This is a genomic window from Paraburkholderia phytofirmans, from assembly GCF_046028095.1.
Classification (GTDB): Bacteria; Pseudomonadota; Gammaproteobacteria; order Burkholderiales; family Burkholderiaceae; genus Paraburkholderia; species Paraburkholderia phytofirmans_A.
Genome location: NZ_JAQQDJ010000003.1, coordinates 735,588 through 755,546 on the forward strand (window position 1 = coordinate 735,588; position 19,959 = coordinate 755,546).

General features: G+C 61.1%; 19 protein-coding genes and 2 pseudogenes. 9 read left to right on the top strand and 12 right to left on the bottom strand.

The window, feature by feature from the left end:
- Positions 1 to 261: 261 nt before the first annotated feature.
- Entirely contained in the window at positions 262 to 3,327 is a 3,066-nt protein-coding gene (locus PQR54_RS12190; RefSeq protein WP_408245844.1) for an acetoacetate--CoA ligase, read from the top strand.
- Positions 3,328 to 3,436: 109 nt separating this feature from the next.
- Here PQR54_RS12190 and PQR54_RS12195 read toward each other — a convergent pair whose 3' ends face one another.
- On the bottom strand, positions 3,437 to 3,949 hold the full coding sequence (locus PQR54_RS12195; RefSeq protein WP_408245846.1) for a universal stress protein: 513 nt from the start codon (positions 3,947 to 3,949) through the stop codon (positions 3,437 to 3,439).
- Positions 3,950 to 4,131: 182 nt separating this feature from the next.
- Between PQR54_RS12195 and PQR54_RS12200 the strand changes: the two genes are divergently transcribed.
- Positions 4,132 to 5,859 carry an IlvD/Edd family dehydratase gene (locus PQR54_RS12200; protein ID WP_408245848.1) on the top strand — a complete coding sequence of 576 codons (1,728 nt, stop codon included), beginning with the start codon at positions 4,132 to 4,134 and terminating at the stop codon, positions 5,857 to 5,859.
- 16 nt (positions 5,860 to 5,875) lie between these two features.
- Positions 5,876 to 6,799: a dihydrodipicolinate synthase family protein gene (locus tag PQR54_RS12205; RefSeq protein WP_408245850.1), complete on the top strand. Its 924-nt coding sequence runs from the start codon at positions 5,876 to 5,878 to the stop codon at positions 6,797 to 6,799.
- Positions 6,800 to 6,906: 107 nt separating this feature from the next.
- Here PQR54_RS12205 and PQR54_RS12210 read toward each other — a convergent pair whose 3' ends face one another.
- The 7 genes and pseudogenes from PQR54_RS12210 to PQR54_RS12240 form a co-directional block, all read right to left on the bottom strand.
- Positions 6,907 to 7,224 (bottom strand): H-NS family nucleoid-associated regulatory protein, encoded by a 318-nt coding sequence (locus PQR54_RS12210; protein WP_408245852.1) that lies wholly within the window; start codon positions 7,222 to 7,224, stop codon positions 6,907 to 6,909.
- A gap of 89 nt (positions 7,225 to 7,313) precedes the next feature.
- The gene (locus PQR54_RS12215; protein ID WP_408245854.1) at positions 7,314 to 7,550 is read right to left on the bottom strand and encodes a hypothetical protein; all 237 of its coding nucleotides are present in this window, start codon (positions 7,548 to 7,550) and stop codon (positions 7,314 to 7,316) included.
- Positions 7,551 to 7,559: 9 nt separating this feature from the next.
- Positions 7,560 to 8,135 (bottom strand): hypothetical protein, encoded by a 576-nt coding sequence (locus PQR54_RS12220; protein WP_408245855.1) that lies wholly within the window; start codon positions 8,133 to 8,135, stop codon positions 7,560 to 7,562.
- A 113-nt stretch (positions 8,136 to 8,248) separates the two neighbouring features.
- Complete coding sequence (locus PQR54_RS12225) at positions 8,249 to 8,479, bottom strand: hypothetical protein (RefSeq protein ID WP_408245857.1); 231 nt, start codon at positions 8,477 to 8,479, stop codon at positions 8,249 to 8,251.
- Between the two features lie 198 nt (positions 8,480 to 8,677).
- Positions 8,678 to 8,881: a cold-shock protein gene (locus PQR54_RS12230; protein WP_114224755.1), complete on the bottom strand. Its 204-nt coding sequence runs from the start codon at positions 8,879 to 8,881 to the stop codon at positions 8,678 to 8,680.
- Positions 8,882 to 9,088: 207 nt separating this feature from the next.
- Positions 9,089 to 9,490 (bottom strand): annotated as a pseudogene (locus tag PQR54_RS12235) (mannitol dehydrogenase family protein); the annotation flags it as partial.
- A 31-nt stretch (positions 9,491 to 9,521) separates the two neighbouring features.
- Entirely contained in the window at positions 9,522 to 10,445 is a 924-nt protein-coding gene (locus PQR54_RS12240) for an ATP adenylyltransferase family protein (protein WP_408245859.1), read from the bottom strand.
- Positions 10,446 to 10,624: 179 nt separating this feature from the next.
- On the opposite strand from PQR54_RS12240, the pseudogene PQR54_RS12245 reads away from it, so the two are divergent.
- Positions 10,625 to 10,849: pseudogene (locus PQR54_RS12245) on the top strand (hypothetical protein); the annotation flags it as partial.
- A 46-nt stretch (positions 10,850 to 10,895) separates the two neighbouring features.
- On the opposite strand, the gene PQR54_RS12250 reads toward PQR54_RS12245, so the two are convergent.
- On the bottom strand, positions 10,896 to 11,852 hold the full coding sequence (locus PQR54_RS12250) for a GlxA family transcriptional regulator (RefSeq protein WP_408245861.1): 957 nt from the start codon (positions 11,850 to 11,852) through the stop codon (positions 10,896 to 10,898).
- A gap of 214 nt (positions 11,853 to 12,066) precedes the next feature.
- Between PQR54_RS12250 and PQR54_RS12255 the strand changes: the two genes are divergently transcribed.
- Positions 12,067 to 13,053, top strand: a complete 987-nt coding sequence (locus PQR54_RS12255; RefSeq protein WP_408245863.1) for a nitrilase-related carbon-nitrogen hydrolase — start codon at positions 12,067 to 12,069, stop codon at positions 13,051 to 13,053.
- 89 nt (positions 13,054 to 13,142) lie between these two features.
- A complete protein-coding gene (locus PQR54_RS12260) occupies positions 13,143 to 13,688 on the top strand; it encodes a carbonic anhydrase (RefSeq protein ID WP_408245865.1) in 546 nt (181 codons plus the stop codon).
- Between the two features lie 97 nt (positions 13,689 to 13,785).
- Here the strand turns inward: PQR54_RS12260 and PQR54_RS12265 are convergent, their stop codons facing one another.
- Positions 13,786 to 14,793, bottom strand: a complete 1,008-nt coding sequence (locus PQR54_RS12265) for a TIGR03571 family LLM class oxidoreductase (RefSeq protein WP_408245867.1) — start codon at positions 14,791 to 14,793, stop codon at positions 13,786 to 13,788.
- Positions 14,794 to 15,132: 339 nt separating this feature from the next.
- Between PQR54_RS12265 and PQR54_RS12270 the strand changes: the two genes are divergently transcribed.
- Positions 15,133 to 15,654: a GlcG/HbpS family heme-binding protein gene (locus tag PQR54_RS12270; protein WP_408245869.1), complete on the top strand. Its 522-nt coding sequence runs from the start codon at positions 15,133 to 15,135 to the stop codon at positions 15,652 to 15,654.
- 27 nt (positions 15,655 to 15,681) lie between these two features.
- Here the strand turns inward: PQR54_RS12270 and PQR54_RS12275 are convergent, their stop codons facing one another.
- Entirely contained in the window at positions 15,682 to 16,104 is a 423-nt protein-coding gene (locus PQR54_RS12275; RefSeq protein ID WP_408245871.1) for a VOC family protein, read from the bottom strand.
- Between the two features lie 260 nt (positions 16,105 to 16,364).
- Here PQR54_RS12275 and PQR54_RS12280 point away from each other — a divergent pair, with 260 nt between their 5' ends.
- Together PQR54_RS12280 and PQR54_RS12285 are read left to right on the top strand one after the other, a co-directional pair.
- A complete protein-coding gene (locus tag PQR54_RS12280; protein WP_408245873.1) occupies positions 16,365 to 16,667 on the top strand; it encodes a DUF4148 domain-containing protein in 303 nt (100 codons plus the stop codon).
- A gap of 215 nt (positions 16,668 to 16,882) precedes the next feature.
- Complete coding sequence (locus tag PQR54_RS12285) at positions 16,883 to 18,616, top strand: FAD-dependent oxidoreductase (RefSeq protein ID WP_408245875.1); 1,734 nt, start codon at positions 16,883 to 16,885, stop codon at positions 18,614 to 18,616.
- 146 nt (positions 18,617 to 18,762) lie between these two features.
- Here PQR54_RS12285 and PQR54_RS12290 read toward each other — a convergent pair whose 3' ends face one another.
- The gene (locus PQR54_RS12290) at positions 18,763 to 19,941 is read right to left on the bottom strand and encodes an FUSC family protein (protein ID WP_408245877.1); all 1,179 of its coding nucleotides are present in this window, start codon (positions 19,939 to 19,941) and stop codon (positions 18,763 to 18,765) included.
- Between the last annotated feature and the right edge of the window lie 18 nt (positions 19,942 to 19,959).

Here is a 19,959-nt window from a genome sequence, read left to right on the forward strand (position 1 = left end):
GGCGGACAGCGAGCGAATACAGATTGCTTGCCCGCAACGAGCCGGTGGTCAAAAGTTCGTGCGCGAGACGTTGCACGGCGACGCATGTAATTTTGTGTGAGGTCGCACATAGCATCGTTGTCTCGCGCAGTAATCTGTTTGCGAGGGTAGAGTGCCCAAGGCCAAATAAGAGGCATTGTCGGAATGCGACTGTTCGCCGGCGCCCGCCGGCCGACAGGCAGATAACTACATATAACGCTTTATTCCACAACTGGTGGCGGGATGAATCACGAGAATTTCGTCGGGGCCAGCATGCGCATGTATGCGCGCGAACCCGTATTTCAGAACTTGCCGGAGCGCGTCGCCGGATCACGCATGTCACGCTTTACCGCGGCGCTGGAAAACTTCACCGGCGAGCGTTTCGCAGACTATCCAGAACTGCATGCGTATTCGACGCGCGAATTTCGCCGGTTCTGGCAGTGCTTTCTGCAATGGACCGAGGGAATGGAATGGGGCGGCAAGGCGGAACCGGCTTGCGTCGGCGACGAATGCGAGACCGCTTTTTTCTTTCCGAACGTCGAGCTGAATTACGCCCAAAGCGTTCTTGGGTCAAAGATCGCGCCGGACGAGTCGCCGGCACTCACCGCGCGTTATGCCGATGGCCGCCGCGAAACGATGACGCGCGGCGAGCTGCGCGATCGCGTCGCGCGCCTTGCCTGTTCGCTCAACGAGCTCGGTCTGCGTCCGGGCGACCGCGTGGTCGCGATGATGCGAAACGACGCGCACGCAATCATCACCGCGCTCGCGGTGACGTCGCTGGGCGCGACGCTCTCCACCGCGGCGCCTGAAACCGGCGTGCAGGCGATCCTCGACCGCTTCGAGCCGCTCGCGCCGCGCATGCTGTTCGCGCACACGACGCAGCGCTCATTCGATACGGCCGGCTCGATCGCTTCGCACGTCGCCGCAGTGGCCACGGCGTTGCCGACGCTCACGAACGTCATCTGCCTGGATGAAACGCCGCTGCCGAGCACGGTGAGCCAGCCTCAGCATTCGCTGCGCGATCTCATCGTTCAGGGTGATGCCGCACGCTTCGAATGGCGGCGCTTTGCGTTCAATCATCCGCTCTTCATCATGTTCTCGTCGGGCACGACGGGAAAGCCCAAGTGCATCGTGCACGGTGCCGGCGGCACCTTGCTCGAACATCTGAAAGAGCATCAGTTGCACAGTGACCTGGGTCCTGGCGACAAGCTGTACTTTCATACAAGCTGCTCGTGGATGATGTGGAACTGGCAGCTGTCAGCGTTGGCTTCGGGCGTCGAGATCGTCACGTACGACGGACCGGTTTCGGAAGTCGACACGCTTTGGCGGCTGGTCGCCGATGAGCGCGTGACCGTATTCGGCACGAGCCCCGCCTATCTGAAGATGTGCGAGGATGCGGGCCTGAAACCCGGCGAGCAGTTCGGGCTGGCTTCGCTGCGGGCGATGATGTCGACGGGCGCCGTGCTGTACGACTCGCAGTTCGAATGGGTGCGCGCCTACGTCAAGCCCCTGCAGCTCCAGTCGATTTCCGGCGGCACGGATATTATCGGCTGCTTCGTGCTGGGCAATCCGAATCTGCCGGTCTATGCGGGCGAAGCACAGTGCAGGAGTCTCGGTCTCGATGTTCAGGCGTGGAACGAGGGCGCGCCCACCTGCATGACCGGCGAGCTGGTTTGCGTCAATCCGTTTCCGTCGCGCCCGCTCGGCTTCTTCGGCGACGCGGACGGCTCGCGCTTTCACGCCGCCTATTTCAAGGCGAACCCGGGCGTGTGGACGCACGGCGACATCATCGAGTTTTCGGCGCAGGGGTCGGCGCGCCTGCATGGACGCAGCGACGGTGTGCTGAATGTGCGCGGCATCAACGTGAGCCCCGGTGAGATCTACCGCATTGTCAGCACCATTGGCGAGATCAATCAGTCGATGGTCGTCGCGCAGACTACCCATGACGCGAGCGGATCAGGCCAGCGCGTCGTACTGCTGCTCGTGTTGCGGCGGGGCGCGAAGATGAGCGCCGCGCTCGCTTCGCGCGTACGGCGTGAACTGATGCTGCAGGGCTCGGCCGCACTCGTGCCGGACGTGATCGCCGAAGTCGAAGCGCTGCCCGTCACGCACAATGGCAAGGCATCGGAGGCGGCCGCGCGCGATGCCGTGAACGGCTTGCCGGTGCGCAACCTGTCGTCGCTGGCGAACCCCGGATGCGTCGAGAAGATCAGCGCGCATCCCGCGCTCGCCCGCACACGTCGCGAGTTGCCGGAACCGGGTGAGTCGGCCGAGCAGGTCGAAGTCTATTTATGCGCGCTCTGGGAACAGCTTTTCAGCTTCTCGCCGGTGAGTCGCGACGACAACTTCTTCGAACTCGGCGGCCATTCGCTGCTTGCAGCGCAGATGCTCGCCGATATACGGCTGGCAACCGGCCGAACACTGCCGCTTGCGACGCTCATCATCGCGCCGACCATTGCGCGGCTCGCCACCGTCATCACCGGCGAGCGCACGCAGGACGCGCATCCGAACGTCGTGCCGATGCGCGCGGGCCGCGGAAGGCCTGTCTTCATGCTTCATAGCATCACGGGTTCGGTGATGGAGTGCCTGACGCTGGCCGGCGCGCTGCAAAGCGAGCGGCCTGTGTACGGTCTGCAGGCGCGCGGACTCGACGGCGACGAGGAGCCGCAGCGATGCGTCGAGGAGATGGCGAGGGTCTATGTCCAGCAGATGCGCGCGGTGCAGCCGCGCGGTCCGTATGCGCTGGTGGGCTATTCGTTCGGCGGCCTGGTCGCGTTCGAGATGGCGCAGCAACTTGTCGCGGCGGGCGAGAAGATCGAGTTGCTGTGTCTGCTCGACACCTACGTGGACGAACGCTATTTGCCGTTGCATGAGTGGTTGTCCTTCCAGTACGAGGTCATGGCGGAGCGCGTGCGAGCGTTCCGCGCACTGTCCGCGCGCGGTCGCATTGCTTATATGAAGGACAGAGTGTTCGGAGCCGCTGACCGGATTCGCATGCGGCTCGGCCGGATGGCCGCCAGGCCGGCAGCCGATACGCAGGGACTGCCGCCGGTACTGCGGCAGGTGCGCGAGTCGATGCGCGTCGCGATGGCGACGTATCGCCCGCGCCGCTATCTGGGCAGCCCGATCGTCTACGTGCGCGCGTCAGGCAGGGAGGGCGGGCAGGGCGATCCGCTGCCGGCGTGGCAGCGCGTCGCAAGGAGCGGGCTGCTGGTGAAGACCATCAACGGCGCCCATACCGATCTCGTTGTGGAGCCGAACCTGGCAATGGTGGCCGATACGCTCGCGCGCAGGCTGGCCGGCGCGTAGCAAGTCGAAGGGCAGCCGGCGTGTCGCTCACGGCAACAGGTTGCGGAAAACAGCGCTCCGCGCTGGATCTCGCTCTCGTCGATTTCACTCGCGAGGGCCCGATGCCGGATCACTTATTGACGGAAGCCAGGAACGGTATCGACCTGAGCGACTTGTTGAGCGAGGCGATATAGCGTTCGGAGCGCGGCTGTGCCGCGATCTGGACCGGCCTGCCGGAACAGCGCGCGACTTCCGTTGCCACGTCTTCATTCAACCAGTTCCACCAGGACGAATTCCGTTCGCCGAGAAGAATCAGGTCGGCGCCCGTCTCGTCGGCAACAGAAGCGATCGCGCGCCCGATCGTCATTCCGGATATCGGCAACGTCACCATGCGGACTTCGGCTGAACGCGCTTGCTCGTCCAGCACATCCCTGACACGCGCGACCACCTGGCGGCCATGCTGTTCCATCGACTCGACAATCAGGTCGACGTAACAGTCTGCTGCGCCAATGAAACAGGGCGTCGGGTCGACTACGTGGAGCGCGACGATCTGGGCATCGTACTTTCGTGCGGATTCGATGGCAGATGCCAGGATAGTATTGGCGGGACTTGCACTGACTGCGACGAGTATCTTCGTGAACATTCTGGGTACCTCTCAAATGGCCGGGTAAGCTCATCATGAGCATGCAGAATGAGCATTGAATGAGCAGAGGTAGATCGGATCGTTCCTGCCGCCGGGGTTCAATAATTCTCCGCTCATTGCTTGAGCGCACGATCTGTCAGATGGGGCATCACTTCGACTTCACCAGGAGGAGTTCAACGACCATGAGCAAAGTCACGAAAAAACAGTTGCGAAGCCAGGCCTGGTTCGGCAAAGCAGACAAGGACGGCTTTATCCATCGGTCCTGGATGAAAAATCAGGGGATTCCCCATGACGAATTCGACGGCCGCCCCGTGATCGGCATCTGCAACACATGGTCCGAATTGACACCGTGCAATGCGCACTTCAGGGAACTGGCGGAGTACGTGAAGAAAGGGGTCCACGAGGCGGGCGGGCTGCCGCTCGAGTTCCCGGTGATGTCGCTTGGCGAATCGAACCTGCGCCCGACGGCGATGCTGTTCCGCAACCTCGCCTCGATGGATGTCGAGGAGTCGATCCGGGGCAATCCTATCGACGGAGTGATTCTGCTGGTCGGTTGCGACAAGACCACGCCGGCATTGCTGATGGGCGCCGCATCGTGCAATCTGCCCACGCTCGCCGTTTCCGGTGGCCCGATGCTCAACGGACGGTTCCGCGGCAGAAGCATCGGCTCAGGCACTGGGGTATGGCAGATGTCCGAGGAAGTACGCGCCGGCACGATGTCGCAGGAAGAGTTCATCAATGCCGAGTCCTGCATGAACCGCTCGCGCGGCCATTGCATGACGATGGGTACGGCATCGACGATGGCGTCGATGGTGGAATCGCTCGGCATGGGGTTGCCGCAAAACGCGGCCATCCCCGCCGTCGATGCCCGTCGCCAGGTGCTGGCCCATCTTGCCGGCCGGCAGATCGTTGAGATGGTGCGCGAAGACCTGACGATGGACAAAATCCTCACGCGCGGGGCATTCGAGAACGCGATCCGCACGAATGCTGCGATCGGCGGGTCCACCAATGCGGTCGTGCATCTGCTGGCAATTGCCCGCCGCATCGGCGTACCGCTGTCACTCGAGGACTGGGAACTCGGTTCGAACGTGCCGTGCCTCGCGAACCTTCAACCGTCCGGCGAGTTTCTGATGGAGGATTTCTACTATGCGGGCGGCTTGCCCGCCGTGTTGAGGCAACTCGGCGAGCAGGGGCTGTTGCATCGTGATGCGTTGACAGTGAATGGCAAGACCATCTGGGACAACGTGCGCAATGCGGCGAATTACGATGAGAAAGTCATCACTACCTTTGCACAGCCGTTCAAGTCGAAAGCCGGCATTGCGGTGCTGAAAGGCAATCTTGCCCCCAATGGCGCGGTAATCAAACCGTCGGCGGCGACAGCCGCGCTGCTTAAGCATCGTGGCCGGGCGGTGGTGTTCGAGAACGTCGAGGAACTGCACGCGAAGATCGACGACGAGTCGCTCGATATCGACGAGCATTGCGTCATGGTGCTCAAAGGGGCTGTGCCGAAAGGTTATCCGGGATTTGCCGAAGTGGGCAACATGCCTCTACCGAAAAAGGTGCTGCAAAAAGGTATCACCGACATGGTGCGGATTTCCGACGGCCGCATGAGCGGGACCGCATATGGCGCAGTGGTGCTGCATGTATCGCCCGAAGCGGCGGCAGGCGGTCCACTTGCACTGGTGCGTACGGGCGACATGATCGAACTCGACGTCGAAGCGCGGCGCTTGCATCTCGACGTGGCCGAGGAAGAACTGGCCCGCCGCCGGGCTGAATGGCAAGCGCCCGAGTTGCCCGAGCGCGGGTATTACCGGCTCTACGTCAAGCATGTACTGCAGGCGGATCAGGGCGCGGATCTCGACTTCCTGGTGGGCGCCAGCGGCGCTGCGGTACCGCGTGACTCGCACTGAACCGGACTTCAACGCCATGAATACTTCAACATTTCACGATCCTGGCATTGCCGGCATTTACCCCATCCTCTATGCATTCTTTGATCGCGACAACCGCCTCGACCGTGCCGCCATGCGGCGCCAGGTCGAGGCGGCAATACGCGCTCAGGCTCCCGGTGTCGCGGTACTGGGGCTGGCGACGGAGGTCAACAAGCTTGCGCGCGCCGAGCGTGAACAGGTGATCCGCTGGGCGGCCGAGGACTGTACGGGTGAACTGCCGCTGACGGTGACGATCACTGGAGCTTCGGTGGATGCGCAAAGGGATCTCGCGCATTTCGCCATTGAGCAAGGCGCGGCGTGGCTGATTCTCCAGCCTCCACCGTTGTCGCCCGGAGAGGCTCCGCGGCCCGAGGCGTTCTATTTTGATTTTTTCGCCAGTGTCATGGAGGGCATCGAGGTGCCGGTCGGTATCCAGAACGCGCCCGAGTACCTGGGGGTGGGCCTCACACCGGCCAGCCTGCGTGCGCTCGCGACACAGTGTTCGAACTTTCGCGTGCTCAAGGGTGAAGGGCCGTCGGTCACGCTGGCCGACACGATCGCCATGGTCGGCGATCTCATGCCTGTGCTTAACGGTCGCGGCGGAATGGAGCTGCTCGACAATTTACGCGCCGGCTGCGCCGGCATGATCGTTGCGCCCGATTGCTTTGACTGGCAGCAACGTATCTATCGTGCCTTCCGCAGCGGCGACATGGAACAGGCCGACGCACTGTACCAACAGGTCCTGCCTGCCATCGTGTTCGTCATGCAATCGCTGGACACGCTGCTCTGCTACGGCAAGCGTATCGCGGCCTGGCGTATGGGTTTCGACGTCGAGCATGACCGTGACGCAAAAATACAGCCGACCCGCTTCGGCCTCGAGGCTGCGCATCGGTTCGCGCGGACCCTGGGGCCATTGCCCTGATCAACATGTGCCGGTTTTGCGTCCGATCATCAACGCGCCCGGACGCGTGGCGCACCGCATTCGATCGGCGAAGACCAGGCACAGAATCCGGAAACGCAAAGGATGCTCTATCGGGGGCTCGGCCGCGCGAGTGGACTACCTGCGAATGGGTCGTTCTTCCAGTCGGCACCTGCTCCCAAAGACGGTTTTGAAACGGAGCCTATCGACAATTCAAAATGCCCGATGGACTGTCCCGCACTGATCGCCTGCTTCAGCCATTGAGGCATCGGCCCTACGCCGGTCCAGCTGTCGCCATTCGCGCTACGGTAGCGGCCAGCTTCAGGCGCGGCCGCCAGTGCCGAGGCCAGATCATCCGGGCTGATCCCGAAGTCCTCCATGCGGTGGCGGAGATAGGCAATCATGCTGTCTCTCTTGCGTTCATCCATTAAACCTGTGTCCTTTTCAAATCGATGGCCGGTGTTTTGCTGTTTTGCATGCGAGAGGCAGATCCGCTCGCCGCGTTGCCGGTGTCAGACTATTCGCCAGGGCCGAGGATGACGTCGATTGACGCCTGGCCAGCAATCTCCGCGACGAAGTAAGCCCAACGACTGGAAAACGGGCCGCCGCGGACCTTGATACGCTGGCCTGCCGCTGCCACTCCCCGGTCATGAGCTGGTCCTTCGATGCGAAACCACGTGTCAAACATGTCTTCGGAAGTGGGCACCAGCTCAACGTGAATCTCGCACCCGCGGTATTTCACTGTTCTCTGCATACTGCTCCTTCACAGGCGCTGAACCGCACCCACGTAGCTCGTTGCCGCGTCTTTCAGTTGCTGTGCCGCAGTCTGCACAGGCGTTGGCAACTCGCTCAGTGCGAGTTGCGTGACGACACCGTCCAGCCGCCTGCGAAGCTCTATCACGAGGTCCATGACGCTGGCGTCGCCGACACGCCGGCGATTGCTCTGCCTCGAACCAACCAGTGAGCAATCCACAAGCCGGTCTACCTTGCGAAAGTAGGCTTGAGCCGCCACGCGATGCCTCGCATGGAGCGAGGCAATGTTCGACTTTGAAAGGCAATCTCTAACGACGTCGACATTCAAGCCAAAATGAATTTGCAGTGCGTCGGATGCATCCGCCCGGTGAAAACACGCCACCTGGTCGAACAGCGTTTCACCATCGCTGTCGATCAGATCGATCCAGACCTCACCGTCTTCGAGAGCCTGCCCCGAGGGATGGATTACCCGTTCGTCCTCATTGGCGGCGGCGAGCATGCGGTGGCCGTCGACATCATCAACCGGCATTTCGAAAACTTCGACCAGCTCCCCGCTTACCGCGACCTGCATGATCAATAACGCCATCTCTCTGCTCCTTGTGATGCGATTGACGGGAATAGCGTTTTGCAGATCAAACGACCGGATCCCGTGATCAGGTTGAGTGACATTCTGGTTGGCGCCAGCAGGGGCGGTGTCGACTAACCGCGATTGTCGACCCAGTCGCGGGCCCAGCTGGTAGCGTGTCCTAACGCCTGCGTTTCGTTATCGAAATAGTCGAGTGCGTGGAACTTGTAGGACACTGGCTCAGCGCAAAGCGCGTCACCCTTTACGAGCAGAAGGTTGGCGGCAAACCAGCCGTCCGGTAAGCGATGTGCCGAGGGAGAGACTGAATAGCCGTTGTAATGATGAAGATGTTTATTATTTTGCATAAGCGATATACGAGCGACACCCGCACGACATCGAGGCCGTACAAGCGAAATAAATTGAAAACGGGGCGAGACGGATCGTGTCGAAAAGACAAATGATGCGCACGTTGAAACACGGCGATCAGATCGGGAGCGCGTGGCTCCGCGAGGATACTAGTCAGGCAGACATGCGAAGGGCCGGTAGACCGGCCCTTGAATACGTTACTGCGGCGAGATATTCGCGGCCTGCATACCCTTCGGGCCGCGCTTTGTCTCATAGCTCACCTTCTGGTTTTCTGCGAGCGTCTTGAAACCGTCGCCCCGAATTTCCGAGAAGTGCGCGAAGAGATCTTCGCCGCCTGCGTCCGGAGTGATGAAGCCAAAGCCTTTGCTATCGTTGAACCACTTAACAGTACCGGTATCCATGAGAATTCCTTGAGATAAAAATAACAGCTCCATTGCGGAGCGACAAAAACTTCAAGGAAGAGGAGAGGATAACGAGTACCACGCAGAAGAGGCGGAAATGGTGATCAGCAATCGAGCTTCTTGAATATTTCAAGAGTCACAGTATAGTGACAGGGCGGTAATGTCAACGCTTTTCGCGCTTTGCCCACCCATGCAGCCGGGACAGATTCAGCCCGTGACTCCCAGCAACGCGGCAATGGCGCCCCGTGCGCCGTTTTCGCGAAGCAACCGCAGCGCGCGCAGAAGCGCTTCTCTGAACTCGGGAAGTGCGGCCAGATCCGCCGGAAACACTTCGCGCACCGACAGTAATGTGTCCATCAGCGCCTGCGGTTCGTCATGCGCGGATACTGCGAGCGCATGCAATCTGCTCGCTAGCGGATCGTTGATTTCATAACGCGTGCCGTCGTCCGCATGACCCCGCAAAAACATCATCCAGGCCGCTACTGCTAGCGCGAGACGCGTGAACGGTTGACCCGCGTCGATCCGCGCCGCAATCGTGGCGAGCAGACGCGGCGGAATCTTCTGGCTGCCGTCCATTGCAATCTGCGAGCAGCGATGTTTCAGCGCTGGATTCGCGTAGCGCGGACCTTGTGTGAAGACACTATCGCAAAGCGCTAGCGGGCAGCGCGACCCGCTGCAGCGCGGCCATCGGCCCGAGCCGCTCGATCGCTTTCATCTGCGCCGCGTCGCGCACGAAGAGCGATCCGGCGAATCCCAGTGCGTTGATCGACACGCCCTCGACACGCTCTTCCGATCTCGGCACGAGCAGCATCCATCGGCGTGTAACGAGCAGGTTGTACGGCGCCGCTTGATGAAGTTCACCGTCGACCTCGACTGACTGGACGCCGGCGGCTTCCAGCAATGCGCGATAACAGGAGAGGAGCGACTGCGCCGTATCCACGGAGATCGCGGCGCCGGGCTCGAGGCGCGCGAACGCGTGCCGGAATGGCAGGCCGGGTACGGTTTGCGCCAGACCATCCAGGAGCGTGGTTGCGAGAATTGACTCGATGGGGACCGGCGTTTCAGAAACGCCCAGCGGCAACGGCACGATTTGCAGATGCTTATGCGCCTGACTCGCGCCCGCGGCAGCGCCTGCATTGTAAAAAGCGATGCCATCGAATTCGGCCATGCAGACAATCAGCGACTCGAAGTCGGCCAGGTTGAGGAGCGTGTCCTGCAATTGGAAGTCGCGGGTAACGATCAGCAGATGATTGTCGATGACGTTGAACTTGTTGAGCAAAGCCAGATGCGTGTCGGAAATATCCGCGACGAAGAGATCCGGCTCGTAGGGCAGGAATGGATCCGCCGATGGACGCTCCTCATCATGACGCTTTTGCGTTTGCCGGCACTGCTGCTCCTTGCGGATCAGGCTCGAGACCTGCCGCACGACAAAGCGGATGCCGTCGCTTTCGAGCACCGTCTGCGAGGTCTCGATTCGTTGCAGCGCGCCGCAGCGTAGCGCGTGCTCCGCCTGGCGCAGCATGGCGGGCCACAGGGTTCCAGGTTGAAGGCGTCGATTTTGCATGGTTCGTTGCGCAGATTGATTCGTGATTGGGCCAGCCAGTGCACCGATTTACCGCAACTTCCAGGCGAGTACTAACCGCGCGTCGGCCGATCGGTCAGGGGGCAGTTCTGAACTTCGCGTGCCGTCGGCAATATGTAATCGCGGAACTGCTCGCGCAGCTTCAGCTTATGCGGCTTTCCGCTGTACTGGGCTCTCGACGCGACCGTTTTCGCGAGGATAGGGCGCGCCTGAGGGCGGAACGTCCCGACCTCGACGCTCGCGCTTACGACACGAACGAACGGACGATTCTGGGCAACCTGCTGGCACGCTCGCGCATCTATCACACCGATTTTTTCCATACCCGCTGCGAAACGCGCACTCGGGGCAATCTGATGTGGCGCCTTGGCCTGCCTGTGCCGCAATGACCGTGAGATGGCAGCGTGGGTCTGCAAACGGCCACGCGAACAGATTTCAGCCGCCGGCGACCGCTTCCCGCCGAGCGCTCCTGCGCAGGAAATCCGCGGGCACGCCGAACGTTCGCAGGAACGCGCGGCGCATGCGTTCGCGGTCCGCAAAGCCCGTTTCCTGCGCCACCACGTTAATCGTGTGCCGGCCTTGCTCAATCATGAATCGGGCTGCTTCCAGCCGAAGCTGTTCCACCGCCTTGGCCGGCGACTGACCGGTCTCGGCCACAAAGGCGCGGCTGAACTGACGAGGGCTGAGGTTGGCCACATCCGCAAGCTCCTCGACGGTCAGCGGATTGCGCAGATTCCGGCGAATATGTGCCAGCACCGCTTCGATCCGGTCGGACTTCGGCGTCATGTCGAGCAGTGCGGAATGCTGCTTCTGTCCACCTAGCCGACGCTGATTCATGACGAGAAGCCTGGCGACCATTTTCGCGGTATCGGGACCGAGGTCGTTATCGAGCAGCGCCAAGGCAAGGTCGATGCCGGCCGTCATTCCCGCTGAAGTCCAGATTGGACCGTCGTTGACGAAGATCCGATCTTCTTCCGTTATGACATTCGGAAAGCGCGCCCTGAATTCAGCTGCATGTACCCAATGCATTGTCGCGCGCCGGCCATCCAGAAGCCCGGCCTCGGCAAGAACGAATGCGCCGCTGCAGATGGAAGTTATCCGTCTCGAGGCTTTGGCTGCTTCTTTCACGAACGCAATCATCCTTGCACTGGACGACGGCATGTTCATTTCGGTGATCGAGCCCACGATTAGCGTGTCGAATGCCGGATCGCCGAATGCCTCGGTTTGCAATGTCATGCCACCCGATGATTCGACGGGACCGCCATGTTCAGACAGCAAATGGACGTCGTAGCACCGGCCTGTTGGCGGCATGTTCGCAATCTCGAACACCGTCAGGGCCGCGAGGCTCATTAGCTGAAATCTTGGCGGCACGATGAAGCCGATCCGATGCATATCTATTCCTGCCGTCCGCAATAGAAAAGTGAACCCGCGCTGTTCGAATCGCGTTCCCAGATGTCGGGCCAATGAGCTCGAGTAGTGAGTTAGCTGCGCTCGAATCACAGATGTCATGAAAGGTGGCAACAACGACATCCATCGTAATGGCCCGAGGCGTTAAGGTACAAGCACTTCTCTCATCCGCCTCGCAGTCAACGAAAGGATCACCGTCATGTCGAAAATCATCCGTGCCGCAGCCGTCCAGATCGCGCCCGTCCTCTACAGCCGGGAAGGCACGGTCGACAAGGTCGTCAGAAAAATTCTGGAGCTCGGCAAGCAGGGCGTTCAGTTCGCGACCTTCCCCGAGACTGTCGTGCCCTATTACCCGTACTTCTCGTTCATCGAATCGCCATTCGCCATGGGAGCCGAGCATTACAAGCTGCTCGATCAGGCAGTCACCGTGCCGTCGGAGACCACCCGTGCGATTGGCGACGCGGCGCGCCAGGCCGGCATGGTGGTGTCGATCGGCGTCAACGAACGCGACGGCGGCACGATCTACAACACCCAGCTTCTGTTCGATGCCGACGGCACGCTGGTGCAGCGTCGCCGCAAGCTCTCGCCGACTTATCACGAGCGAATGGTCTGGGGAATGGGCGACGGCTCAGGCTTGCGCGCAATCGATACCGCCGTGGGCCGGGTCGGTCAACTGGCCTGCTGGGAGCACTACAACCCGCTTGCGCGCTATGCGCTGATGGCGGACGGCGAGGAAATCCATTCGGCGATGTACCCGGGCTCGTTCGCGGGCGACCTGTTCTCGGAGCAGATCTCCGTCAATATCCGGCAGCACGCGCTGGAGGCGGGAGCCTTCGTTGTCAACGCGACTGCGTGGCTGACCCCCGAACAGCAACAGCAGATTCTGCACGATACAAATACCAGCCACGTTGGGCCGATTTCCAGCGGCTGTTTCACTGCGATTGTTTCGCCCGAGGGAGAGTACATGGGCGGCCAGCCGCTGCGTGAAGGAGAGGGCGAGATCATTGCGGACCTCGACTTCTGGCAGATCGACAAGCGCAAACGCATGATGGACTCGCGCGGTCATTACAGCCGTCCGGACGTGCTTGGGCTGGTGATCGACCGCACGCCGAAAACACACGTGCTGGAGCGAACGCTACGCGCGCCGGGCGAAGAGGCAGTGAGGGATTTCGAAGTACTCGCCTGAAGGCGTGTCGTATCGGGAAATACGATCATCGTCATCTCGCCTATCGAATTCACCGGGCAATGTTGCCCCTCAATACGCTGGAGCAAAAAATGGACTTCAATGATGTCATGCTGGAGCGCAACGCCGACTTCGCCAACACGGGGTTCGCGCCTGAACTCAAGATGATGCCGTCGACGGGAACGATTGTCGTCGGCTGCGTTGATCCCCGCGTCGATCCCGCAAGCGTGCTGGGGTTGAAACAAGGTGAAGCGGCGGTAATCCGTAACGTGGGCGGCCGCGTCAACCAATCGTTGCTCGAGACGCTGGCGGTCCTCGCCGTCGTCGCGAAAGCGGCGGGACGCCCGGATGGTGCGCGCAATCTCGTCCTGCTACAACATACGGATTGCGGGATCATCGGTTGCCATAAGCACGCACCTGGTTTGCTCGCGAAGTATCTAGGTGTCGAGACGGACGCGCTCGACGAGCTCGCCATTACGGAGCCCTATGACGCGGTGGCCCTCGATGTCGCAGCGCTTAAGGCAAACAGGGAACTCCCCGACGGATTGATCGTGTCGGGTCTGGTCTATGACGTCAAAACCGGCCGGATCGAGACCGTTGTCCCACCGGCGTCTTTGCGGGAGTCTGCCGCCCGGTGACGGACGAGGCTTCTTTCAGAACGAAGCCTGTCAAAGTGTAGATCCGCCGGCACATCCTGAAGAACCGCGCCTTATGGCGCCAATTACCGCGCTGCCGTCATTGAGGAGGGAAAGCGGATAGTACGATCGAGCCGAGTTCATCGAGTATCTCGACATACGGGCGCGGCGTGACCCGAGGGTTGAGCGCGACATGATTGACGCCGGCGTCTCGCGCCTGCTCGAGGAAGTCCCTCAACGCACGGCTGCCTATGGCGAATCCGCCGCGAATCCGGGTAAATGGATGATCGGGCTTCGGATGCAAATAAAGAAATCCACCAAAGGCCAGTGGTTTGAATGCGGCCGTGTTGGCGGCGGACTGTGTGAGGCTTCGCCATTCGTCTGCGAAGCTGCGCAACTCGGATGGATCCGGAACGAACCCGAGATAACCATCCATGTTCTCGGCGATCCACCGCAAGGTCTGCTGTGAACGGCCGACGGCAATGGCGGGCGTTCGGCCATACGGCGGCTTGGGAAGCATATCCAGCCCGCCGGGCGACTGTCCGAAGCGCGCCGAGGCGAACTGCGGGAACGCGCGTTCGCTGACATTCCGGTACACACCGTAGGCGTCTCTGAACCGTTCGCCGCGTGTTTCGAAGTCGATGCCGAAGACGGGATATTCCGACGGCCGATCGCCGCTCGACATGCCGATCACAACGCGTCCGTCCGTCAGTTGATCGAGCGAATTGACCTGTTTCGCCAACAGCAGCGGTTCGCGCATCGGCAGCACGATGCCTGTCGTGCCGAGTGTGATGTTGCGCGTTGCGGCAGCGAGTTGCGCGATATAGATCAGCGGCTCGAAAATCTGCCCGGCGTCGCCATAAGCGGGATCGAAGAACGGAATGTCGCGTGCCCATAATGCTGCGACGCCCAGGCTCTCCGCGCGCTGCGCCATCGAAATGTGGTCGCGCATTGTAGGGTGCGGCGTGCCGGGGTGCGTTTCCAACGGCAGAATCAGCCCCACTGTGAGTTCGCGCGGTCGGAATACGCGGTTGTACCCCGGATGCGATTCGAGTCGAATCGTGGTTGCGTTTGTGTCGGTGGGGGCAAGCGTGACGGACATATCCATGGCGTTTCCTCAGAGCGTGGCACGAGATTACGCACTTTCTCGTCGGTGAAGAACGCAGCCGTACAAACAACACTTGATACACGGAGTCAAGAAAGGCCGCCGATATGGGCAACGCGCGGCGCACGCAAACCAACCGATCCATTCCCGAAGGCATTTATTCCATCGAGGAAAAACTGTTGTTCAACGACAGGCCGTGCCAAATGGCCGCCGCGACTCCTATAGTTCGCTTGGACCGCAAACCGGTCCTATCAGTCGACATGCGCCGAAACTCTATGTGCGCGCTACTGCCCTTTAACGATCTGTTCAAACGACGCCATGGCGGCGCCGCACGGTGTAATCATGAAACGTTTCAGTCTGACCGCGTCGCTATGCATTGCGTCGCTCATGTCGCCGGTGAGTCAGGCGCAAGAACCGCAGCCGTCCGGTTACCACTACACCTTGCCGCTCGACGTCGCGCTCGACGCGGCGAAAGAAGCGATTCGCGTGTGCGAAACGAAGCATTACTGGGTGACCGCTACGGTGCTCGATATGGATGGCGTGCCGCAGGTGGTACTGCGCGGAGATAGAAGCACGGTCCACACCGCCGAATCGAGCATGCGTAAAGCCTTTACCGTTGTGACGCTAGGGCCGGAATTTGGCTTCGACCGGTCTAGTGGCTTTTTCGAATTGATGAAGACGAGTCCATACGCACCTCAACTCGCGACCGTGCACAACGTCATGGCGTTGCCGGGCGCGGTAGCGTTCAAGGTGAATGGAGAGATGGTGGGCGCGCTCGGTATCGGTGGCGCACCCGGTGGCGACAAGGACGAGGTATGCGCGGCGGCGGGCGTAGCGAAAGTCGCGGACCGCCTGCCGCACTGAGTCTGCTTCCGGTAGCAGACTCAGTGCTCAGGCAGCCGCGACTCGCGGATCGAAGTCGAACTCGAGCCGGATGCCGCCCGGTTCGAAAATCATCGTGTGCCGCTTCGGGCCGGCACCCAAGGCTTCTGGTGCAAATTGAACTTCGACGCCGGGCCATTTGGACACTTTCGAGAACACGTCGTCGAGCGCGGCTTCACTGCCGACGCGCAGCGCCAGGTGGTGCAGGCCCACATTCGTTTTGCGGTCGAATTCCACGCGGCCCGCTTGATTCTGGACTTCCCACAGCGTGAGCATCACCTGTCCGTCGGACACGAACGCAGCCGGATAGTCCGGCTTCTCGCCAACTTGCGTCCATCCCAGACAGTTGATGAAAAAGTCGCGAGTGAGATTCAGATCGCGAACGGTCAAGCCGATGTGATCGATGCCAAGTGTCAGCGGTTTCGCAGTCATTTCGAGCCTCCGGGTTGTGGTGATGATGCTACCGCAGAAAAGCAATATGGATGGATGGCGCGATCAGATCGCGGTTGATGGAGTCGAGACGCTCATTCGTGTATCGCGAGCCAATCGTTGCGTACATTCACGCGCACCGGTCAACGATGTCTTGAGCGATCTGTGGGTTAACCCCGACAACGTTGAAGCATAGACTTCATTCACCGCTTCAGACAAGTGAGTTTGTTGCAGGCAGGTCCATTATTTATCGAGGTGTTGCCATGAAATCAATTATCCGTGGAGTCCTTATTGCCAGTGCGTTTGTGATTCCCGTTGCGTCGTTCGCTCAGTCGAGCGAACACACAACACGTGCGCAGGTCCGCGCAGAACTCGTGCAACTGGAGAGCGTGGGTTATCACGTCGGTGACGGCGATCCGACGCACTATCCTGATGCAATCCAGGCCGCCGAAGCGAAGGTGGCGGCGCGCGATGTACCGACGAGCAACTACGGCGGCGCATCGAGCACGTCACGATCAGGTGGTGGCGTGTCGGTTGCGGACTGGAATGCAATGTATAACCGCTGAGCGTTCAATAGTCTTCATTAACCAGGGAGCGGGCGTCGCGGGCCGCCGTCCTGGTTTACGCCGGGCGCTCATCGCTAAAGTCCGGCGCAGACCCAAAGAACGAATAGAAGAAATCTTGGTCGGCGGCTATAACTCGATTACTCTTTTCATTGCAATCGCGTAGACCGCCGGCCACGCGACGGCGCTGCCAACGACGCGTTGAAGGAGGGGCCGCGATGAGCAACGAGTCAGGGCCGCAAGGCGATACGCCCGCTCCTCTGCCGCCCGCGGATGAAAGCCGTATCGACGACGGCGCGCTCGCCGATGACCCGGCGGTGCGCGATCATCCGCGTTACCAGCAGATGTTTCCGGTCCTCACGGATGCTGAGGTCGACCGGGTGCGCCGCTTCGGCAGCTTGTCCCGCTACGTCAAAGGCGAATTGCTCTACCGCGCGGGAAGTCTCTGCCCCGGCATGTTCGTCCTGCTGTCGGGCAAAGTCCGCATAGTCGGCCGTGATGGCCTCGGCCACGAAAGGATCATTCACACCTACACGCAGCGCGGCGAGTTCACTTCGGATGTCACCCAACTCTCGAACAAGCCCGCGGTTGTCGACGCGCATGTCGTCGAAGATGTCGAAGCGGTGTTGGTGCGGCCCGACGAACTCAGCGCCATGATGATCAGTGAAGCCGATCTCGGCGAAAAGATCATGCGCGCACTGATTCTGCGGCGTGTCCTCGTGATCGAGCGCGGCCAAGGGGTCATCCTTTTGGGCTCGTCCAATCACCCACAACTCCTCGCTTTGCAGAATTTCCTGCGCCGTAATGCTTTTCCGAACATGACGCTCGATGCAGAGCAGGACCCCGAAGCCATTGCGCTGCTCGAACGCCTGACGCCGCAGCCCAATGACTTCCCACTAGTCGTTTGTCCGAACGGTACTGTGTTGAGAAATCCCGACGAGGGGCAGCTCGCATCGTGTCTTGGACTGATTCCCGAGTTCGATCCGGCGCACGTCTACGATGTGGCGATCGTCGGCGCAGGTCCGGCAGGACTTGCCGCAGCTGTCTACGCGGCATCCGAGGGACTCTCGGTGGCGGCGCTCGACTGTCGCGCGCCCGGCGGCCAGGCCGGTACGAGCGCGCGCATTGAAAACTATCTGGGCTTTCCCACCGGCATCACCGGGCAGGCGCTTGCGGGCCGCGCGTTTGTCCAGGCGCAGAAGTTCGGCGCGCATATCGGCATCCCGTGCGAGGTCAAGGCGTTGTATTGCCACAAGCAGCCGCCAGTTCTGGAGCTTGCCGATGGCCGCCGCATTACGACGCGTACTGTGGTTATCGCGAGTGGTGCGGAGTATCGGCGGCCTGTCATAGAAGACCTGCCGCGCTTCGAACGCTGTGGCGTCTATTACTGGGCTACGCCGATCGAGGCGAGACTGTGCCGCAAGGAGCCGGTGTTGCTGCTCGGAGGCGGCAATTCCGCGGGGCAGGCCGCGGTGTTTCTCGCTTCACACGCCGAGCATGTGCATATGTTCATTCGCGGCGCGAGCCTCGCGCACAGCATGTCGCACTATCTGGCCGAGCGTGTCGCATCGCTGCCGAATGTGACGCTTCATACGCATATCGAACTAACCGCGCTTGAAGGGGCGGCACGCCTTGAGCGCGTTCACTATCGCGGTGCCGGCGGCATTGAAGGAAGCATGACGGCACATCATCTGTTCGTATTCATCGGTGCGGAACCGAATACGGAATGGCTCAAGACATGCAGCGTGTCGCTCGACGGCAAAGGGTTCGTCCTGACGGGCACCGATCTTGGGGAGGCCGCCGTCCATTCGATGCCGCTGCAGACGAGCGTCGAGGGTATCTTTGCGATCGGCGACGTGCGTGCAGGATCGACCAAGCGTGTCGCGTCGGCGGTGGGTGAGGGCGCGGCCGTGGTGGGGCAGATTCATGATTTCCTGGCGTGTGCGCGGTGACTTTATCCGCACACTCGACACCTTCGGCTGCATCATGGGTAAGCAGTAATTTGCGCTGAAATGATGAGCGATTTCGCCAATTGACCAACGACCATTTATCACAGTGCCGATTATGACTCGCTGATTCACCAACAGATGTACCTGTCTTAACGGTTCGCATCCTGAGGCGCGGGCGGCATATACAGCCGGCTGGTCACGAACATCACCACTGCCAACACGGCAATCCCGGTGAGAATACCGGATAACCGCATGAGTGCCGGCAATGGATCGGATGACCAATGATGATCCTGGACGAACACCATGATGAACGCGATGGTGAATTGACGGCCTACATAGCTCGCCCCTTCCCGTCCTGTTTGCACGTGACATCCTGCCCATACGCCGATGGACAGCGCGAGCATGCACAGGATTGCCTGCCCTTGCATCAGAGGAAGCAGCGCCACACCGATCACACCGGCCAGCAAGCAGCCGGCCACGCGCTGCACCATCTTTTCCATGACCGGCTGCCGCGTTCTGTCTGCTGCCAGACCCGGCGGTACGATAAGCACCGCGATCGCCGTGACCATTGCCTGCGCGAAACCCGGCAGATGCAGAACGTAAGTCAGGGATGCAAGGATTGTGATGGACAGCGCGGCCTGCAGGCACAACAGCATGCGAGTCGAGCGCGCCGATTCCAGTGGCGGCGTCAAATCCGCAGCGGCAGGCAGACCGGCAGACTCACCTGCCACGCGAGCGGTTGAGGCATCCGATGGCGTCCTCCTCGTTCGATACCACTTCGGCCCGAAATGAAACACGCTCGCCACCAGCAGGCAAGCGAGTGTTCCAACCGCGACTTCGGCGACTCGCAACGCCGCGAATAGAGCGGTCGCCCGGAAGGATGCGAACTTGTGCGCTTCGTACGTCACCATCAGGGCCGTCACGCCGCCCAGAACCCAGGCGTAGGTCGCTTTGGACCCGTTGGCCCGATATACCGCGATAGCGCCGATTGCCCCTAGCGCGGGCACAAACACCCACGGTCGGTCACCGATCCAGGGCCCGGCAATGGCTCCAAGCGCGGCGCCTATCACCGTGCCGATGATCCGATGTACGGCACGCTGCACGGAGCCGGCAAAACTCGTCTGCATGACCGCGAAGCCGCTGATTGCGGCCCACCACGTGTCCGACAGACCCAACGCGTTCGCAAGCGCGACAGAGAGCGCGACCGAGAGCATCGCCTGGGCCGCGAATGTCGCGCGCGCTCGGGAAGCCTTCCAGGCCGCCAGTTCACGCCCGAGCCCGAAGATGGCCGTGCGGCAGAGTTGAGCGAGCGTGCCGGCGAGCGTCATCTACGCCACCGCACTCGA

Excerpts from the sequence above, each read along its gene's own strand:
- PQR54_RS12190 (WP_408245844.1), top strand. The coding sequence starts at position 262 with ATGAATCACGAGAATTTCGTCGGGGCCAGCATGCGCATGTATGCGCGC.
- PQR54_RS12195 (WP_408245846.1), bottom strand. The coding sequence starts at position 3,949 with ATGTTCACGAAGATACTCGTCGCAGTCAGTGCAAGTCCCGCCAATACT.
- PQR54_RS12200 (WP_408245848.1), top strand. The coding sequence starts at position 4,132 with ATGAGCAAAGTCACGAAAAAACAGTTGCGAAGCCAGGCCTGGTTCGGC.
- PQR54_RS12205 (WP_408245850.1), top strand. The coding sequence starts at position 5,876 with ATGAATACTTCAACATTTCACGATCCTGGCATTGCCGGCATTTACCCC.
- PQR54_RS12210 (WP_408245852.1), bottom strand. The coding sequence starts at position 7,224 with ATGGATGAACGCAAGAGAGACAGCATGATTGCCTATCTCCGCCACCGC.
- PQR54_RS12215 (WP_408245854.1), bottom strand. The coding sequence starts at position 7,550 with ATGCAGAGAACAGTGAAATACCGCGGGTGCGAGATTCACGTTGAGCTG.
- PQR54_RS12220 (WP_408245855.1), bottom strand. The coding sequence starts at position 8,135 with ATGGCGTTATTGATCATGCAGGTCGCGGTAAGCGGGGAGCTGGTCGAA.
- PQR54_RS12225 (WP_408245857.1), bottom strand. The coding sequence starts at position 8,479 with ATGCAAAATAATAAACATCTTCATCATTACAACGGCTATTCAGTCTCT.
- PQR54_RS12230 (WP_114224755.1), bottom strand. The coding sequence starts at position 8,881 with ATGGATACCGGTACTGTTAAGTGGTTCAACGATAGCAAAGGCTTTGGC.
- PQR54_RS12240 (WP_408245859.1), bottom strand. The coding sequence starts at position 10,445 with ATGCAAAATCGACGCCTTCAACCTGGAACCCTGTGGCCCGCCATGCTG.
- PQR54_RS12250 (WP_408245861.1), bottom strand. The coding sequence starts at position 11,852 with ATGCATCGGATCGGCTTCATCGTGCCGCCAAGATTTCAGCTAATGAGC.
- PQR54_RS12255 (WP_408245863.1), top strand. The coding sequence starts at position 12,067 with ATGTCGAAAATCATCCGTGCCGCAGCCGTCCAGATCGCGCCCGTCCTC.
- PQR54_RS12260 (WP_408245865.1), top strand. The coding sequence starts at position 13,143 with ATGGACTTCAATGATGTCATGCTGGAGCGCAACGCCGACTTCGCCAAC.
- PQR54_RS12265 (WP_408245867.1), bottom strand. The coding sequence starts at position 14,793 with ATGGATATGTCCGTCACGCTTGCCCCCACCGACACAAACGCAACCACG.
- PQR54_RS12270 (WP_408245869.1), top strand. The coding sequence starts at position 15,133 with ATGAAACGTTTCAGTCTGACCGCGTCGCTATGCATTGCGTCGCTCATG.
- PQR54_RS12275 (WP_408245871.1), bottom strand. The coding sequence starts at position 16,104 with ATGACTGCGAAACCGCTGACACTTGGCATCGATCACATCGGCTTGACC.
- PQR54_RS12280 (WP_408245873.1), top strand. The coding sequence starts at position 16,365 with ATGAAATCAATTATCCGTGGAGTCCTTATTGCCAGTGCGTTTGTGATT.
- PQR54_RS12285 (WP_408245875.1), top strand. The coding sequence starts at position 16,883 with ATGAGCAACGAGTCAGGGCCGCAAGGCGATACGCCCGCTCCTCTGCCG.
- PQR54_RS12290 (WP_408245877.1), bottom strand. The coding sequence starts at position 19,941 with ATGACGCTCGCCGGCACGCTCGCTCAACTCTGCCGCACGGCCATCTTC.